Source organism: Pseudarthrobacter sp. MOO13 (assembly GCF_058267655.1).
On the sequence record NZ_CM177848.1, the window covers coordinates 3,802,816 to 3,819,099 of the forward strand.

The 16,284-nt window shown below is 67.2% G+C and carries 17 protein-coding genes; 2 read left to right on the forward strand and 15 right to left on the reverse strand.

The genetic code is table 11. The features are described 5' to 3' along the window. Positions 1 to 18: 18 nt before the first annotated feature. Positions 19 to 1,071, reverse strand: coding sequence for a LacI family DNA-binding transcriptional regulator (locus AC4EEO_RS17385; RefSeq protein WP_491339374.1), 1,053 nt, complete (start codon positions 1,069 to 1,071; stop codon positions 19 to 21). Between the two features lie 161 nt (positions 1,072 to 1,232). Here AC4EEO_RS17385 and AC4EEO_RS17390 point away from each other — a divergent pair, with 161 nt between their 5' ends. Beyond that, the gene (locus AC4EEO_RS17390) at positions 1,233 to 3,155 is read left to right on the forward strand and encodes a pectate lyase-like domain-containing protein (RefSeq protein ID WP_491339375.1); all 1,923 of its coding nucleotides are present in this window, start codon (positions 1,233 to 1,235) and stop codon (positions 3,153 to 3,155) included. Between the two features lie 80 nt (positions 3,156 to 3,235). Here the strand turns inward: AC4EEO_RS17390 and AC4EEO_RS17395 are convergent, their stop codons facing one another. The 11 genes from AC4EEO_RS17395 to arfA all read right to left on the reverse strand — a co-directional run bounded on the left by AC4EEO_RS17395 (position 3,236) and on the right by arfA (position 12,833). Then, positions 3,236 to 4,270 carry a HoxN/HupN/NixA family nickel/cobalt transporter gene (locus tag AC4EEO_RS17395; RefSeq protein WP_491339376.1) on the reverse strand — a complete coding sequence of 345 codons (1,035 nt, stop codon included), beginning with the start codon at positions 4,268 to 4,270 and terminating at the stop codon, positions 3,236 to 3,238. Further along, positions 4,270 to 5,238, reverse strand: coding sequence for an urease accessory protein UreD (locus tag AC4EEO_RS17400; RefSeq protein ID WP_491339377.1), 969 nt, complete (start codon positions 5,236 to 5,238; stop codon positions 4,270 to 4,272). The genes AC4EEO_RS17395 and AC4EEO_RS17400 overlap by 1 nt, the downstream gene beginning before the upstream one ends. Beyond that, positions 5,235 to 5,852, reverse strand: coding sequence for an urease accessory protein UreG (gene ureG / locus AC4EEO_RS17405; protein WP_491339378.1), 618 nt, complete (start codon positions 5,850 to 5,852; stop codon positions 5,235 to 5,237). The genes AC4EEO_RS17400 and ureG overlap by 4 nt, the downstream gene beginning before the upstream one ends. 42 nt (positions 5,853 to 5,894) lie before the next feature. Next, a complete protein-coding gene (locus tag AC4EEO_RS17410) occupies positions 5,895 to 6,605 on the reverse strand; it encodes an urease accessory protein UreF (protein WP_491340443.1) in 711 nt (236 codons plus the stop codon). Positions 6,606 to 6,660: 55 nt separating this feature from the next. Next, positions 6,661 to 7,140, reverse strand: a complete 480-nt coding sequence (ureE, locus tag AC4EEO_RS17415) for an urease accessory protein UreE (protein WP_491339379.1) — start codon at positions 7,138 to 7,140, stop codon at positions 6,661 to 6,663. 16 nt (positions 7,141 to 7,156) lie between these two features. Beyond that, positions 7,157 to 8,914 carry an urease subunit alpha gene (gene ureC, locus AC4EEO_RS17420; protein WP_491339380.1) on the reverse strand — a complete coding sequence of 586 codons (1,758 nt, stop codon included), beginning with the start codon at positions 8,912 to 8,914 and terminating at the stop codon, positions 7,157 to 7,159. Beyond that, the gene (locus tag AC4EEO_RS17425) at positions 8,911 to 9,249 is read right to left on the reverse strand and encodes an urease subunit beta (protein ID WP_018763218.1); all 339 of its coding nucleotides are present in this window, start codon (positions 9,247 to 9,249) and stop codon (positions 8,911 to 8,913) included. Before AC4EEO_RS17425 ends, ureC begins: the two co-directional genes overlap by 4 nt. A gap of 11 nt (positions 9,250 to 9,260) precedes the next feature. Next, complete coding sequence (locus AC4EEO_RS17430; RefSeq protein WP_018763217.1) at positions 9,261 to 9,563, reverse strand: urease subunit gamma; 303 nt, start codon at positions 9,561 to 9,563, stop codon at positions 9,261 to 9,263. 92 nt (positions 9,564 to 9,655) lie between these two features. Continuing rightward, a complete protein-coding gene (locus AC4EEO_RS17435) occupies positions 9,656 to 10,660 on the reverse strand; it encodes a LacI family DNA-binding transcriptional regulator (RefSeq protein WP_018763216.1) in 1,005 nt (334 codons plus the stop codon). Further along, positions 10,660 to 11,247, reverse strand: coding sequence for an HhH-GPD-type base excision DNA repair protein (locus AC4EEO_RS17440; protein WP_491339381.1), 588 nt, complete (start codon positions 11,245 to 11,247; stop codon positions 10,660 to 10,662). The genes AC4EEO_RS17435 and AC4EEO_RS17440 overlap by 1 nt, the downstream gene beginning before the upstream one ends. A 59-nt stretch (positions 11,248 to 11,306) precedes the next feature. Continuing rightward, positions 11,307 to 12,833 carry an arabinosylfuranosidase ArfA gene (arfA, locus tag AC4EEO_RS17445; RefSeq protein WP_491329123.1) on the reverse strand — a complete coding sequence of 509 codons (1,527 nt, stop codon included), beginning with the start codon at positions 12,831 to 12,833 and terminating at the stop codon, positions 11,307 to 11,309. A gap of 310 nt (positions 12,834 to 13,143) precedes the next feature. Here arfA and AC4EEO_RS17450 point away from each other — a divergent pair, with 310 nt between their 5' ends. After that, positions 13,144 to 14,091: an ANTAR domain-containing protein gene (locus AC4EEO_RS17450; RefSeq protein ID WP_081624200.1), complete on the forward strand. Its 948-nt coding sequence runs from the start codon at positions 13,144 to 13,146 to the stop codon at positions 14,089 to 14,091. A gap of 31 nt (positions 14,092 to 14,122) precedes the next feature. Here the strand turns inward: AC4EEO_RS17450 and AC4EEO_RS17455 are convergent, their stop codons facing one another. Genes AC4EEO_RS17455 through AC4EEO_RS17465 form a run of 3 tightly spaced genes read right to left on the reverse strand, consistent with a single transcriptional unit; the run spans position 14,123 to position 15,976 of the window. Continuing rightward, on the reverse strand, positions 14,123 to 14,917 hold the full coding sequence (locus tag AC4EEO_RS17455) for an anti-sigma factor domain-containing protein (protein ID WP_018763212.1): 795 nt from the start codon (positions 14,915 to 14,917) through the stop codon (positions 14,123 to 14,125). Beyond that, complete coding sequence (locus AC4EEO_RS17460) at positions 14,904 to 15,482, reverse strand: RNA polymerase sigma factor (protein ID WP_109044033.1); 579 nt, start codon at positions 15,480 to 15,482, stop codon at positions 14,904 to 14,906. Before AC4EEO_RS17460 ends, AC4EEO_RS17455 begins: the two co-directional genes overlap by 14 nt. A gap of 50 nt (positions 15,483 to 15,532) precedes the next feature. Further along, positions 15,533 to 15,976 carry a class F sortase gene (locus AC4EEO_RS17465; protein ID WP_285318693.1) on the reverse strand — a complete coding sequence of 148 codons (444 nt, stop codon included), beginning with the start codon at positions 15,974 to 15,976 and terminating at the stop codon, positions 15,533 to 15,535. Positions 15,977 to 16,284: the final 308 nt, after the last annotated feature.

Below are 16,284 nucleotides of genomic sequence, written 5' to 3' on the forward strand. Positions count from 1 at the left end.
GAATGCGCGCCGGAACGGTCAGGGAACCGTACTGGCGCGCACCACCAGTTCCGCCGGATAGACCACCGGGTCCATGTGCTCCCCGGGGGATCCGATCGCGCTGACCAGGAGTTGTCCTGCCGCAGAAGCCATGTCCACCATGGGGTGCGCCACTGTAGTGAGTCCCAAGCCGTTTGATGCCTGGATGGCGTGGTTGTCGAAGCCCACCACTGCCACATCCTCCGGTACCCGCCGGCCCATGCCCCGAAGGGCATCCACGACGCCGAGGGCCATGAGGTCGGAGGCGGCGAAAATCCCGTCCACTCCGGGCGCCTGGGCCAGCAGGCGCCCGGCCGCGGCGGCGCCTCCCGTCGTCGTAAAGTCCCCGTGGATGACGGGCCCGGGCTGCAGGCCCGCATCCTTGAGTCCCTGGAGCCAACCGTCAAGGCGGTCGACGGCGGCCGTCATGTCGGTGGGGCCGGCAACACTTGCCAGCGTGGTGCGGCCCAAGGATGCCAGGTGCCGGGCTGCCAGCCGGCCGCCCTCGAAGTTGTCCAGGTCCACGTAGGGGATTCCCGCTCCCGTGTCCCAGGGCCTGCCGATGAAGACGGTGGGCAGCCCCGTGGCACCCAAGGTCTCCACCCAGTCATCGGCGCGGTGGTGGGACACCACGATGGCACCGTCCACGTGCCCGCCGCGCAGGTAGCGGAGGGTCCGGGCGGAATCGTCCCCGGCCCGGGACATCAGCAGCACCAACTGCAGGTCGGTGCCGCGCAGTGCTTCATTGACGCCCGTGATCACGGCAGCGAAGTAGGGGTCCATCATGACCCGGGCGTCAGGTTCAGGGATGACCAGCGCCACCGAACCGGCGCGCCGGGTGACCAAGCTCCGTGCAGCGCGGTTCGGTGTGTAGCCCAACGCCACGATTGCGGCATCGACGGCGGCCTGGGCCTTCGCACTCACCTTGGACCCGCCGTTGATTGCGCGGGATGCGGTGGAACGGGATACCCCGGCGGCCGACGCCAGGTCCTCCAGCGTGGGACTGGGCCGCCCTGCTCCTGGCGTGCCCGGGCGGCTGGAGTTTGCGTTCATTCCACCGACAATACGACACCGAGGGTGCGTGGGAGCGCTCCCGAAAAGCCTTGCCTGGGCAAAAACGCAATGCTACGCTTCCCCGACGGGAGCGCTCCCACCACTCGGCCCGGCTGCCCCAGTTGCCCTGGCCGTCCACCCCATCACCGACAGGACCAGCAATGCCGCTAGCCTCACGCCCTGATACAGCCAACCCCGTATTGTTACCGCGCCTGCACCGGGCCGGGACGATTGCGGCCGCCGCCGCCTTGCTCATGGGTCTCTTGGCCGCCGGCGGGGCAGCACCCGCGCAGGCCGCAGCACCGGCCCTGGGCCCGGCAGCCCAGGCACCGGCGTCGCCAGAGCCCCCAGCCCCAGCCCCAGCCCCGGCTGCAGGACACCCCTTCGGACCCAACACCTACGTTTTCGATCCCGGCATGCCGGTGGCCCGGATCAAGGCCACGGTGGATTCCATTGCGGCGCAGCAGGTGGACGACGAAATGGGGACCAAACGCTATTCCCTGCTCTTCAAGCCCGGCACCTACGGCACGCCCCAAGAGCCGCTGATCATCCAGGTGGGGTATTCCACCGAGGTTGCGGGCCTGGGCGCTGCCCCCACCGACGTCACCATCAACGGGCACGTGGACGTCTACAACCGGTGCCTGGCCGCTGACAACTGCATCGCGCTCAACAACTTCTGGCGCTCCTTGTCCAACCTCACCATCAACGTCACGGGCCTTGAGGGCTGCCGGAGCTCCGCCAACTTCTGGGCCGCCTCCCAGGCCTCCCCCATGCGCCGGGTCAACATCACCGGCGGCAACCTCTCCCTGATGGACTACTGCACGGCCGGTCCACAGTACGCCAGCGGCGGTTTCATCGCTGATTCAAAGACGGGCGCCGTCATCAATGGCTCCCAGCAGCAGTACCTGGTCCGCAACAGCAGCATCGGAAGCTGGTCAAATGGAGTCTGGAACCAGGTGTTCTCAGGGGTGAACGGTGCACCTGCCGATTCCTTTCCGAACCCGCCCTACACCACCTTGGACAGCACTCCCGTCAGCCGCGAGAAGCCCTACCTGACCGTGGATCCGGCCGGCCAGTACAGCGTCTTCGTACCGGCCATCCGCCGGGACGCGGCCGGGACCTCGTGGGAGAACGGCCCCACCGCGGGCCGCAGCATCCCCCTGGCCGACTTCTACGTCGCGACGCCCGCCGACTCGGCGCAGGCCATCAACTCCCAGTTGGCCCGGGGAAAGAACCTGCTCCTGACCCCCGGGGTCTACGACGTTGACCGGAGCATCGAGGTCAAGCGGGCCGGAACCGTGGTCCTGGGACTCGGGATGGCAACCCTCACCGCCGTCAACGGCTCAGTTCCCCTGACGGTGGCAGATGTCCCCGGAGTGGACATCGCCGCCGTCACGGTGGACGCCGGCGAGGTGAATTCGCCCGCCCTGATGCGCATCGGGAAGGGCAATGGGCCGTCCAGCTCATCCGTGCACCCCGATCCGGCAAACCCCACCACGCTCCATGATGTGTTCTTCCGCGTCGGTGGACCGCATGGCGGCAAAGCCTCGGTCAGCCTGGAAGTCAACAGCGACAACGTCCTTCTGGACCACATCTGGGCCTGGCGCGCCGACCATGGAAACGGCGTCGGCTGGACCACAAACACCGGTGCGAACGGTGTGATCGTCAACGGCAACAACGTCACGGCCACGGGCCTGTTCGTGGAGCACTACCAGCAGTACAACGTCATCTGGAATGGAGAAAGCGGGCGCACGGTCTTCTTCCAGAACGAGCTGCCCTACGACGCCCCCAACCAGGCCGCGTGGCAGCACGACGGGGTCCTGGGCTGGGCAGGCTACAAGGTGGCAGACTCCGTCAAGGCCCACGAGCTCTGGGGCGGCGGCAGCTACGTTTACACCAACGTCGACCCCAGCATCCACGCAACGAGGGGCTTTGAGGTGCCGGTAACGCCGGGCGTGAAGCTGCACAGCCTTTTGACGGTGAACCTCGGCGCAGGCACGCTGGATCACGTGGTCAACGACACGGGGGCGCCGGTCTCAACCGACGCCGTGGGGGTTCCCAGCTACGTGGCCGATTTCGGCTGACCGGCTGATTCCGTCCGTTGCTGATTCTGTCCGGTAAGGTCCGGACCTGGCGGGCGCGGTGCCGGTGGTACCGCGCCCCGTCACTTGGTCCGGAAGGCCTTGCCCTTCAGCACCGCGCCGGCCCATACGGCCAGCAGCAAGGCCACCAGCAGCAGGCCGGCGTCGCCCAGGTCGATCGATCCAAGCCACCCCGTCACGGGGTCGTCAAGGGACAACGCGGCGTGCAGGAATCCGCCGAGCGTGATCACGGCAATGAACAAGGCGGACACGGCCGAGATGCCCGTGACCACGGCGTTGAAACCGAGCTTCCGCCGGGGGTCGTCCAGCGCGGAGCGGTACATCCGCAGCATGGCCATGCCGTTCACGGAGTCGCAGAGTGTCATCGCGGCGGCGAAGGCGACCGGCAGCGCAAGCAGGGCGAACGGCGGCACTCCGGCCAGCGAGGCCGCCGTCGTCATCATCAGCAGCCCGATGGTGGTGGCAGTGTCAAAGCCCAGGCCGAACAGGAACCCGATCACGTAGATGTTCCGCGGCCGGCGCACCCTGGACAGCGGCCGGGCCAGCAGGCTCGCCACCGCGCCTTGCGGTTCCAGGTCCCGGGGCTCGACGGCGGCGCCGTTGCGGGCGCGGCGGTAGGCGCCGGCGGAACGGACGAAGGCGGAGCCGTTGAACAGTCCCATGGCCAGCAGGAACAGGCCGGATACGCCGCTGCCGATCAGGCCCAGGACCAGGTTGCCGGCCGAACCGTCCTGCATCAGTCCGCCCACCAGGGATGCCCCCGCGATGACCAGCACCCCGGCGAGGGTCACCACGGAGCTGTGCCCCAGGCTGAAGGCGAAGCCAACGCTGACCGGGTCTTGACGCTGCGCCACGAACTTGCGGGTGGAGTTGTCGATGGCTGCCAGGTGGTCCCAGTCGTAGCTGTGCTTCACGCCGGCCAGGTAGGCGGTGAGGAACAGGCCCCAGGTCAGCGGTTGGCCGCCGCCGGTCGTGCCGGCGAGCAGGAGGACGACGGCGGCGGCGTGCAGGGCGGCCACCGCGCCGAAAGTGAACAGCGCGCGGGTCCGGAGCGGCAGGGAGTCCCGGTCCCGGTAGAGGGTGGCGATGTTGGTCATCAGTGCTTCCTCAGGTCCAGCAGACCCTGGCCGTACCAGCGGCTGCGCAGGAAGTCGGTGCAGGACCGGAGCAGGCGGTTCAGTTCGTCGGTGCTGTTGGAGAGGCTCCGCAGAACCAGCCCGGAAGTCCCCGCAACTGGGCGCGTCAGTGAGATGCCGGTCAGCGCTTCGCGGCCGGCCGTGAGCCCGTGCAGGTCATCGGCGAGCGCCTGGTCCACCCTCGCATCCACCACCACCAGGGACCCGAGGTGGCTGTGGCCTTCCATGAATCCGAGCCCGGTGACGTCGTGCAGCGGTGGCCGGATCAGCAGGTTGTCCAGCGCCAGCAGGTGGGTTCCGCCGTCGGATTCGATGCGGATTTCGTTGCGCAGGCGCACTTCCCGGTATTGGAAAGCCGAACCGTCCGGCGACCAGCCGGGAGTGACCACCTCAGCCATGACCAAGGACGACGACGGCCGCAGGGTCACGGAGGTCCGCTGCCGGTAGCTGGCCTCGCGGTAGGCGATGAGCTGGTCCGGCATGAATTCCAGCCGCGCCGCCTCCCCCAGCCGCACCACCATCCGCTGCTCGGCAAAGGACCCGGGAGTCCGATAAATCTTGGTAGCGGATTGGGTGGTCAACAGCAGGTCGGCTCCATCCTCTACCTCAATGTCCAGGACAAAAAGGTCAGCCCCCAGATAAGCTCCGCCAGGATTCACCACGACGTAGCAAACCTGCCCGGAGTCATCAAGATAGTGCGGCCGCAGTACTCGAAGAGCGCCACGGTGATATTGATACGTCGCGACTGAACGCTGACCTCGTAAGGCGACCCGAAGCTCAAGCTCGCCCATCGGGGGCCGATCAGCGGACGCGGGTGATAGGGGCCGCGGCGTGGCGGGCACCGCGAAGCGGGCACGGCCCCTATCACCCGCGGGCGCAGGCCCCGGCGAGGTGCCTGCTTGAGGTGACCCGACCGCCGTCGTACTCATGAGGCCAAATCGAGCATCAGGACGTCGTGCCGGATCCAGTCCATGACATTGTCGAGGCCCTCGTCAGTTTTCAGGTTGGTGAAGCAGAACGGTTTGTTGCCTCGGAATTCCTTGGAATCCCGCTCCATGACGGCCAGGTCCGCACCGACGTGGGGTGCGAGGTCGGTTTTGTTGATGATGAAGAGGTCGGACTTGATCATGCCCTGGCCGGCTTTGCGGGGGATCTTTTCGCCTTGGGCCACGTCGATGATGTAGATGGAGAAGTCGACGAGTTCGGGGCTGAAGGTGGCGGAAAGGTTGTCGCCGCCGGATTCGACGAAGATGACTTGCAGGTCGGGGTGGCGGGTTTTGAGTTCCTCGATGGCGGCGGTGTTCATGGAGGTGTCTTCGCGGATGGCGGTGTGCGGGCAGCCGCCGGTTTCGACGCCGATGATCCGGTCCACGGGGAGGATGCCGTTGGCGGCAAGGATTTTGGCGTCCTCGATGGTGTAGATGTCGTTGGTGATGGCGGCCATGGAGATTTCCCCGCTCATGTGCCGGGTGAGCCGCTCCACGAGCTGGGTCTTGCCAGCTCCCACGGGTCCTCCGATGCCGATCTTGATGGGTTCAGACATGTGTCCTCCTTTGACTCAAAAGCACAGTATTTTCAAGCACGGTCAGCTCATGAACATGCGGGCACGTTGGCGTTCGTGCCTCATTTGCGAGATTTCCAGGCCGGGGCTGACGGCCCCAAGGTCGTCCGGCGTGAGGTGGGCGATCGTGGCGATGGCGGCAGCGACGTCGTCGTGCGCTGCCCGCAGCACCCGCTGCCCGGCGTTCTGGCCCAGCGGAATGGCGCGCACGGCATTCTGCGTCAGCGAGGTGACGGTGGCGAAAAGGTAGGCGGCGAGTGCCTCCTGGAGCGGAACGTCCAGGGAGCGGGCGACGACGGCGAACGCGAGCGGCTGGTGCCCTGCGGCCCGGCCGTCACCCACCAGGCCCCGGTACAGTCCCAGCGCAGGTGAAGGAAACACCTCAGCCCCGATCTCCAGCAGCCGGAGCCCCATTTTGACGCTCGCCTCCCGAACCTGCCGCGGCAGGAGAGAAGCAGAAAGAAGAGAATCCAGCTCCCCCACATCAGCCCCTTCATAAAGGAACCGAATCGCCAGCCCATCCGAGTAAGTAAGCTGCTGCGACACAAAAGCACCGAGCCACACCCCAAAAGAAGCCTCATCAGCGACCACCCCGGCGTCGACATAGGTCTCGAACCCAAGCGAGTGGGCAAACGCCCCAGTAGGAAGCGCAGAGTCAGTGAGCTGCTGCAGCGCCAGCTGATAGCTGCCGACACTGGCGGTGGCGGGTGAAGGGGGCTGCGGCGTGGTGGGCACCGCGAAGCGGGCACAGCCCCCTTCACCCGCCACCGCACCCAAGGTGCCGCTGGTACTAGTGCGAGTGTTCAGCATGGCGGAAAGGCACAGGCATGACGCGTTCCTGGCGGGTGTAGGGCACTGAGTTGTGGCGGAGGTAGTCCTCGACGGTGTGGTCGTAGGCGCACACCATGACATCGGCCCCGTACTCGGAGGACGCGTCGAAGAACTGTGCCTGGAGGTGCCTGTTGCCGAGGGAGTGTGCGGTGACGCCCATTTCGTGGATGGTGCGGGGTGCGATGACCAGGACGTCGCTGGGCAGCACCGAGACCACGATCATGGTGGAGTTTTCCACGTGGAGGATGTCGCCGTCGCGGAGGTCCCCGGAGCCGGAGGGGAGGCGGATGCCGATTTCCTTTCCGTGGTCGGTGGTGGCGCGCTGGATGCGCTTGACCAGCTGGGCGCTGGGCAGCACCACCTTTTCCCGGTGCAGTCCGGCGTAGGTTTCGGGGTCCGGGAGGTCGTGCAGGTTGCCGAGGACTTTGTCGATGATCATGGGGTTTCTCCGGGCTCTAGAACAGGAAGTAGCGCTGCGCCATGGGCAGGACGTCGGAGGGTTCGCAGGTGACGTCCTCGCCGTCGACCGTCACCTGGTAGGTTTCCGGGTCCACCTGGATGTCCGGGGTCGCGTCGTTGTATTTGAGGTCGGCTTTGGTGAGGTTGCGGATGCCGGAAACGGGCCGGATGACCTTCTCCAGCCCCAATTCCCCGGGCACGCCGGCGTCGATCGCTGCCTGGGACAGGAAGGTGATGGAGGACTGCTGCACCGCCTTGCCGAACGTGGCGAACATGGGCCGCATGGTGCGTGGCTGCGGTGTGGGGATGGAAGCGTTCGCGTCTCCCATCAGGGCGTAGGCAATCTGGCCGCCCTTGAGCACCAGCTCAGGTTTGACCCCGAAGAAGGCCGGGTCCCAGAGCACGAGGTCGGCGAATTTGCCCACCTCCACCGAGCCCACCGAGTCCGCGATGCCCTGGGCGATGGCCGGGTTGATCGTGTACTTGGCCACGTAGCGCTTGAGCCGGAAGTTGTCGCTGCCTGGCGAGCCGTGGCTGCCCGGGCCGGTCCCGCCGTCGCCCTCGTCCAGGGCGCCGCGCTGCTTCTTCATCTTGTCCGCCACCTGCCAGGTGCGGGTGATGACCTCACCCACCCGGCCCATGGCCTGCGAGTCGGAGGAGGTAATGGAGAAAATGCCCAGGTCCTGGAGGACGTCCTCGGCGGCGATGGTCTCGGCGCGGATGCGGGAGTCCGCGAAGGCCACGTCCTCGGGGATGTCCGGGTTGAGGTGGTGGCACACCATGAGCATGTCCAGGTGCTCTTCGATGGTGTTGCGGGTGTAGGGCAGGGTGGGGTTGGTGGAGGCGGGCAGGACGTTGGGCAGGCCGGCGATTTTGATGATGTCCGGCGCGTGGCCGCCGCCGGCGCCTTCGGTGTGGAAGGTGTGGATCACGCGCCCGTTGATGGCCCGGATGGTGTCCTCCACGAACCCGCACTCGTTCAGGGTGTCGGTGTGGATGGCCACCTGGACGTCGTATTCGTCGGCGACGGTGAGCGAGGTGTCTATCGAGGAGGTGGTGGATCCCCAGTCCTCGTGGACTTTCAGGCCGATGGCGCCGGCTCGGATCTGCTCGGCGAGGGGTTCGACGGCGGACGCGTGGCCTTTCCCGAACAGGCCGATGTTCATGGGCAGCCCTTCGGCTGCCTGCAGCATCCGCTGGATGTGCCACTTTCCGGGCGTCACGGTGGTGGCCTTGGTGCCTTCAGCCGGGCCGGTGCCGCCGCCGATCATGGTGGTCACGCCGCTGGCCAGGGCCGTGGGCACCTGATCCGGGGAGATGAAGTGGATGTGGGTGTCGATGCCACCGGCGGTAAGGATTTTCCGTTCCCCGGCGATGATTTCAGTGCTGGCCCCGATGACGATGTCCACGCCGTCGGTGATCTGCGGGTTGCCCGCCTTGCCGATCCTGAAGATGTGCCCGTCCCTGATGGCCACGTCCGCTTTGTAGATGCCGGTGTAGTCAAGGATGACGGCGTTGGTGATGACGGTGTCGGGGATGTCTGCGCCCTGGACGTTCCCGTCCCTGGTGGCCTGGCCGTTCTGGCCCATGCCGTCGCGGATGACCTTGCCGCCGCCGAACACCACTTCCTCGCCGTAGGCGGTGAAGTCTTTTTCGATCTCGAGGAACAGGTCGGTGTCCGCCAGGCGGATCTTGTCCCCGGCGGTGGGGCCGTAGAGGTCCGCGTACTGCCGGCGTGGAATCTCGAAGCTCACTTTGCGCCCCCGTCCAGGCGGGTGCCGCCGTCGAGCTTTCCGTTGACGGCGTTGCTGAGTCCGTAGACCTCGCGTGCGCCGGCCAGTTCGATCAGCCGTACGCTGCGGGAGTCGCCAGGTTCGAACCGGGCGGCTGTTCCGGCCGGAATGTCCAGGCGCCGGCCGTAGGCCGCCTCCCGGTCGAAGGACAGGGCGGCGTTGGCCTCGGCGAAGTGGAAGTGGGAGCCCACCTGGACGGGCCGGTCACCGGTGTTGGTCACCGCAACGTCGATGGACTCCCGGCCGGGGTTCGCCGTCACGGGCTCGGGCCGGAGGATGTACTCGCCTGGGATCATTGCGGCGCTCCTTAGCGGATCGGGTTGTGGACGGTGACCAGCTTGGTGCCGTCGGGGAACGTGGCCTCGACCTGCACGTCATGGATCATCTCGGGCACCCCTTCCATGACGTCGTCACGGCCCAGCAGGGTGGTGCCGTAGCTCATGAGCTCGGCCACGGTCCTGCCGTCCCGGGCACCTTCGATCAGTTCGTAGCTGATGATGGCCACGGCTTCGGGGTAGTTGAGCTTGAGTCCCCGCCCCTGGCGGCGGCGGGCGAGGTCCGCGGCCACTACGATCAGGAGCTTTTCCTGCTCACGCGGCATCAGATGCATGGGGTTCCCTTCGACGGCCTGGGGCGTGCTGCCAGCCAGCCTAGGCCGGTCACGTTTCCGCCACGTTTCAGGTCCATCATCCGGACGGAACGCTAGGGTGCGGATTCCCGGATCTTCAGCTCGAACCCTGATTCCATGTGCACGCCCTGCCCGGATGTTTCGCGCCCGCCGATCCGGTCCAGCAGCAGGCTGATCGAACGCTCCGCGATCTCATCCATGCCTGGGGAGATGGTGGTCAAGGACGGGGACGCGAAACGGGCCTCGTCGATGTCGTCAAAGCCCGCGACCGCCACGTCCCCCGGCACGTTGACGCCCCTGATCAACAATTCGTGCATGGCGCCCAATGCCAGGACGTCGTTCAGGCCGAAAACGGCGTCGAACTGCACGCCCGAGGCCATCAGTCCCGCCACGGCGGCGGCACCTGTATCGCGGCGCCATTCGGCGGGGGCCACCAGGTCGGCGTCGAATTGGACGCCCGCCTGTTCCAGCGCCTTCCGGTACCCGTTCATGCGCAGTCCCGCGGTCCCGGTGGACTCCTCCGGGTGGGCGCCGATGACGGCGATGCGACGGCGGCCGGCCTGCAGCAGGTGGGTGGTCAGCGCAGCCGCGGCTTCCCCGTTCTTCATGGTGACCAGGTCGAAGCGGGGGTCCATGATGTGCTCGCCGAGCATCACCAGGGGTTTGGTGCCGGCGCGGGCGGCGATGGCGTCGGCGTCCAGCACCAGCGGGGTGAAGAGCAGCCCGTCGGTGAGCTGCCGGAACGTCCCGTGCAGGGCGCTGAGTTCAACGGAAGCCTCAGCGCCGGACTGCTCCACCAGCACCCGGTAGCCGCGGCGTGATGCGGCCTTCATCAGCCTGGACGCCAGTTCCGCGTAGTAGGGCGCCGAGAGGTCGGAGAGCACCAGGCCCAGCATGGACGTCTTGCCCGAGCGCAGGCTTCGGGCGGTGAGGTTGGCCTCATACCCCAGTTCAGCAATGGCGTCCTGCACACGCTGCTTGGTGGCCGGGCGGATGAACTCGTAGTCGTTCAGGACGTTCGAGACCGTTTTGAGCGAAACGCCGGCCGCGCGGGCGACGTCGTTCATGGTGACTGCCATTAACGTTCTTTTCCTGCCTTCGCCGCCGCCTTGGCCGCTTGCTTGCTGGCCCGCACCTTGGCCAGGGATTCCGGGTCCACGATGTCCGCCACCGACAGGTAGGAGCCCTCTTCCCCGTAATGGCCGGCCGCTTCCCGCCAGCCGGGCGCGTCAAGGCCCCACTGCTTGCCCAGCAGGGCCAGGAAGATCTTTGCTTTTTGCTCACCGAAGCCGGGCAGCGCCTTGAGCCGCTTCAACACCTCTGCACCGTCGGGTGAGCCCTTGGTCCAGATGGCTGCGGCATCGCCGTCCCAGTGGTCCCGGACAGCCTCGGCGAGCGCCTGCACCCTGCCGGCCATGGATCCGGGGAAGCGGTGGACGGCGGGCCGTTCCTTGAAGATCTCCACGAATTCCGCGGGGTCGTGCCCGGCGATGGCCTCGGGCGTCAGGGTGCCCATCCGGGTCCTGATCTTTTCCGGTCCGGCGAAGGCCGATTCCATGGTGACCTGCTGGTCCAGCAGCATGCCGGTCAGCAGGGCGAAGGCGTCCTCACTCAACAACTTGTCCGCGGCGGGATCGCCCGTGATGTGCAGTTCCATGCCGTCCATCCTCCCACCTGCGGGCCGTCGTCGTCATGGGGCCGCCTCCGCCCTGGCACGCGGCCCGTTCAGGCCTCCACGGCGAGCCGGATCATGGACCAGGACACGGCCGGGAGCTCGGCTGTCAGGTGTCCGCCGTCGGCCTTGGCCGTGACGTTCTCCGCCGGCAGGACGGAGCTGGAATCGTCGGCCGTGGCCTGCCAGTAGGGGTCCTTGTTGGAGTAGGTCAGCGCCTCGATGACCCGGACGTTGCCCAGTCCCCCGACGGCGGCGTCAAGGGTCAGTGCCCCGGCGGCCGAGCGGTTGACGGCGAACACCACCGCCTCGCCCTTTGCCGCGTCGTAGGTGGCGACGGCGGACAGGGCGGCGAAGTCGGCCGTCGTACCTCCGCTGACAAGGGGGGATTCGACGGCGAGCTGCAGGACCGTGCCGGACGCGTGCCGGGAGGTCAGGGCGAACGGGTGGAAGGTGGTCTGCTTCCAGGACCGGCCGCCGGGTTCGGTCATGATGGGGGCGATGACGTTCACCAGTTGCGCCAGGCTTGCCGAGAGGACGCGGTCCGTGTTCCGGAGCAGCGTGACCAGCAGGTCCCCCACCACCACGGCGTCGGCCACCGTGTAGGTGTCCTCCAACAGGACGGGGGCCACGGGCCAGTCGTTTCCGCTGGGGACTTTGGATTCGCCGCGGCTCATGTGCCAGACGTTCCATTCGTCGAAGGAGATGTTGACCTGCTTGGTGGACTTTCGGACGGACTTCACGTGGTCGATGTGGCTGACGATGTCGCGGATGAAGGCTTCCATCTTGTGCCCGGCGGCGAGGTGTTCCTGGAGGTCGCCGGAGTCTTCGAAGTACTGGTGCGCGGAGACCAGGTCCACCACGTCGTAGGTTTCGGTCAGGACCACACGCTCCCACTCACCGAACGTGGGCATCGTGGGGCCGGAGCTGCCGCAGGCCACGAGTTCCAGGCCTGGATCGATCATGCGCATTCCGCGGGCGGTGTCCGCGGCCAGCCTGCCGTACTCCTGGGCGTTCTTGTGCCCGATCTGCCAGGGGCCGTCCATTTCGTTGCCCAGGCACCACATCCTGATGCCGTAGCCGGTGGCGGCACCGTTGGCGCGTCGTTGCTCTGAGAGGGCGGTGCCGCCGTCGATGTTGCAGTACTCCAGCAGGTCAAGGGCCTCCTGGACGCCGCGGGTGCCCAGGTTGACGGCCATCATGGGCTCTACACCTGCCTTCGCGGACCACTTGGCGAACTCGTCCACGCCTACGGAGTTGGGGTCGGTGGAGTGCCAGGCCAAATCCAGCCGGACGGGCCGCTGGTCCACCGGTCCCACGCCGTCCTCCCAACGGTATCCGGAGACGAAGTTGCCGCCGGGGTACCGCACCGTGGAGACGCCCAGTTCACGGGTGAGCTCAAGTACATCCTTCCGGAAGCCGTCCTCGTCGGCATCGGGGTGGTCCGGCTCGAAGATTCCGGTGTACACACAGCGCCCGAGGTGCTCAACGAAAGCGCCAAAGGTGCGCCGCCGGACGGGGCCCACGGTGAAGGCGGGATCGAGGGTGATCGTTGCCGGGGTGGATTCTGTTGGGGTCACGAAAACATCCTTGTGTCAGATTATTTACAACGTTATAGAAACATTCTTTGCGGTTCTGTCCGGCGAGTCAAGGAAACGGGGAAGTCCGTGGTGTTTGCCCTCTCCCCCACATGCGCCCGGCGGGGCAGGGTCCCACCTGCGGCAATGGCCCGAAGGCATCGCAGGAGCAGGATTCCAAGTACTGCCCCATCCCAAAAACAGGTACCAGCTACGCATTCACCGGGTGCTTCCTGGCCACTAAATTCTTCCCAGAGGCAATACCACTTCCGGCTTTCGGTACTTGACTCACTAGGGGGGTGTGGGACTGGCAATGAATGCACCACACCCACGTACAGGTTTCCCGGCCCGCAGGGCCCGGGTAGTAAGCGGGGCCGGCGACGAGGAGCTCTTTGAGACCAAGGGCTCTCCCCCAGCCGTCGCCGGCCCTCCATCCTCACGCGGCCCCGGCGGGGGCAGTGCTGCCACGGTTGCGCCTGCCTCTCCAGGACCCGACGGCCACCGTAATCCAGCCCTCCTGTTGGACCTGGTCAGCGGCGCCCAAACCCTCGCCGACTCCCTGGACCTGCTGGTGGCCGCATCCGCCGGGCACATCGCCAGGACGGCGGGGATTGAGGTGGGTTGCGGCCTGGTGCTGCAGCAGCCCAAGCGGAGTCCGGCGCTGTCCGGCACCTCCGAAGAGGTCCTCCGCCTGCTCGGCTGGGAACGCGGGTCCGCGGAGGGGCCGGTGACCGATGTCTTGTCGGGAGGCCATCCGGTGGCGGTGCTTCAACGGAACGGTGACTTCCGCTGGCGGCAGTACTCCGGGCGGCTGCAGTCCGCCGGATACGGCAGTGCCTTGGCAGTAAGGCTCCCGCTGGACGCCGGGGTCCAGCGGGAGCAGATATTTCCCGCCGAGGCCGACCCCCGCCGGATGACCGCGGCCCTCGCTTTCTTCGCACCGGATGCGAAAGCCTTTCCGCTCCAGGTCATCGCCGAGGCCCGCGGGTTCGCCACCCTGGCCGCCAGGAGCCTCCACATGGCCATCGACATGCACACTGCCCGGTCCCTCGCGACCGACCTCCACTCTGCCCTGGACAGCAGGACGTCCATCAACGTCGCCTGCGGGGTGATCATGGCCCAAAACAGGTGCTCCTACGAGGAGGCGTTCGCCATCCTCGCAAAGGCATCGAGCCACCGGAACATCAAGGTCCGCAAGGTGGCGGAGGGCATCCTGGAGCGGCTTCCGGAGGGGGCGCCGCAGCCGCACTTCGGCCGCTGACATGTTGTGATCCCTGCTTTTCACCCGTGGGTCAGGACGTCAACGTGCCCCTGGCGATGCTCACGCTGGAGTGTGCGGGGTTGCCATCCATTGGTTCGTCCGACACATCCACCACCGGGTACTGGGAGAGGTCCAGGCCGGTGGGCACCTGAAAGGTTCCGGACGTGGAGTTCATGACGCCCAGGCTGACCAGCCGGGTCAGGTCCGGGGCGATCAGCCACACCTCCTGGTAGCCCTTGGCTTCATCCTTGTCCAAGCTGATTTCCAGCTTGCGGGAGCCGTCTGGACCCGTCACGACCTTCGCCGACCCTGACGCTGAGTGCTGGGCCAGCGGCGCCAGCCGGGCAGCAGCAAGTTCCTGGGGCCCGGGCGGACGGTTCAACGCCCAGATGGCACCGGAAACCACCAGCGCAGCAGCGGCCGCCGTTGCCAGCAACGGGCCGGGGCGGTGCCACCACGCGGCTTTGGTCCTGCCGCCCCCGGCCCGGCCACCGAGCCGGATGACGTTCGACGGCGGCGCCGGCGCCGGCGGCGCGGCTACCCCTGACGCCACCGGGCCTTCCGCCGGCTCCTTCACAGCGAGCGGATCCTCCCGCAGTGATTCGGAAAGGCCCAGCTCCCGATGGATTCCAGCCCATACCTGGGGCCCGGGCACGGCCAGGCGGCCGACGTCGGGGGATGCCTTCACGGCATCCACCGTGCGGCGAAGGGCGGCAAAGTCATTCGCGCACTCGGGGCAGGCCGCAAGGTGATCGCGGCCCTCCGGGTCCTCCCGCCCCTCATAGAGTGCCAGGAGGCTCAACTGTTCCGGATCAAGATGCGGCATGGTCTACCTCCAATCTGCTGCGTAGATGCGCCAGGCTCCGGCGGATGTGGCTCTTGACCGTACCAAGCGGGAGCCCGAGCTTTCGTGAGATCTGCTCGTGCGTCAGGTCCTCGTAGAAGGCCAGTTTCATGATGGACCCCTGCGGCTCGCCGAGCCTCTCCAACTCCCCGTCCAGAAGCAACCGGTCCGCCAGCATTTCCGCCGCCTCCGTGCCGGTTCCGGCATCGTCCCCCATGCCGGCCCCGGCCGCGGCGAAGGCCTTGCGCGCTTCCCGGGCCGCCGCCGAATGGGCGTCGGTAATGGCGTTGCGCGTGATTCCGACGATCCATGCCGGAAGCCCGGCCACCTGGGGGTTGAAGGTGTTCCGTGAACGCCAGGCCCGGATAAAGACCTCCTGGGTCACGTCGTCGGCGGCCGCACGGTCCGGAAGGGAGCGCAGGGCCAAGGTTTGCACCAGGGGCGCGAACTCGCGGTAGGCCGCTGCCAGCGCGTTCTCGTCCCCGGCCAGGAAAGAATCGGTCAGCGTGTCGTCCCACCCGCGGGAGGCCTGCCCGGGAAGCGTCACAGGCAACTCCTTCCCGGCTTCGGTGCACGAGTCAAGCGATTGGCCACCGATCATGCAGGAACCGCGGTGACAATCACATTGTCGCTGTAGTCCATCCGCTCGTCCAGCCACCTGCCGCCACAGGTGACCAGCTTGAGTTCGTGCGGGCCGGACCGGCGGAACAGGGCGCCGCCGTCGAATTTATCCTTGGCCATCATTTCCACTCCCACCACCCGGTAGGTAACCGGCGGGGCTCCGTCCCGGCCCACCCGGATGACGGTCCCGGCAGCGAGGGACTTCAATGCCGAAAACGGCGCCCGGTCCGAGGTGGTGTCGATATGGCCGGCAATGACGGCGGTTCCTTCCGCCGCGCCGGGGGCCGGACCGAATTTGTACCACGACGCCCGGTTGAAGGCCTCAGGAATTTCCATCACTCCCTCTGCGGAAACTCCCCCGGGCACCACCGGCATATCGATGGCCGTGCCCGCCACGGTCAAGGAGGTGGGCGCGGACACGGCCGGAGCTGCGGGCGCAGTGGCGGGCCGGACCGGGATACCCCCGGCAGGAGGAACAACCGGGCGGACGGGAACCGCAGTTCCGCCGGGACCGGTGGGAGTGGGCTCTTGTCCGGAGAGCGCCGGACCGGGAGAACCGGTCCCTGGCGACATCGTTGCCATCGGGGGGACCGCTTCTCCCCCTGGGTTGCCGGCTCCTCCGGAGCTGCCCAAACCGCAGCCGGACAGAACCAGCGCGGCAGCCACCAGCGCGGCGGCCCCGCCACCTGCCGCATGGCGCCGGCGGCAGCCCGGTGCCGTCGTCGAGC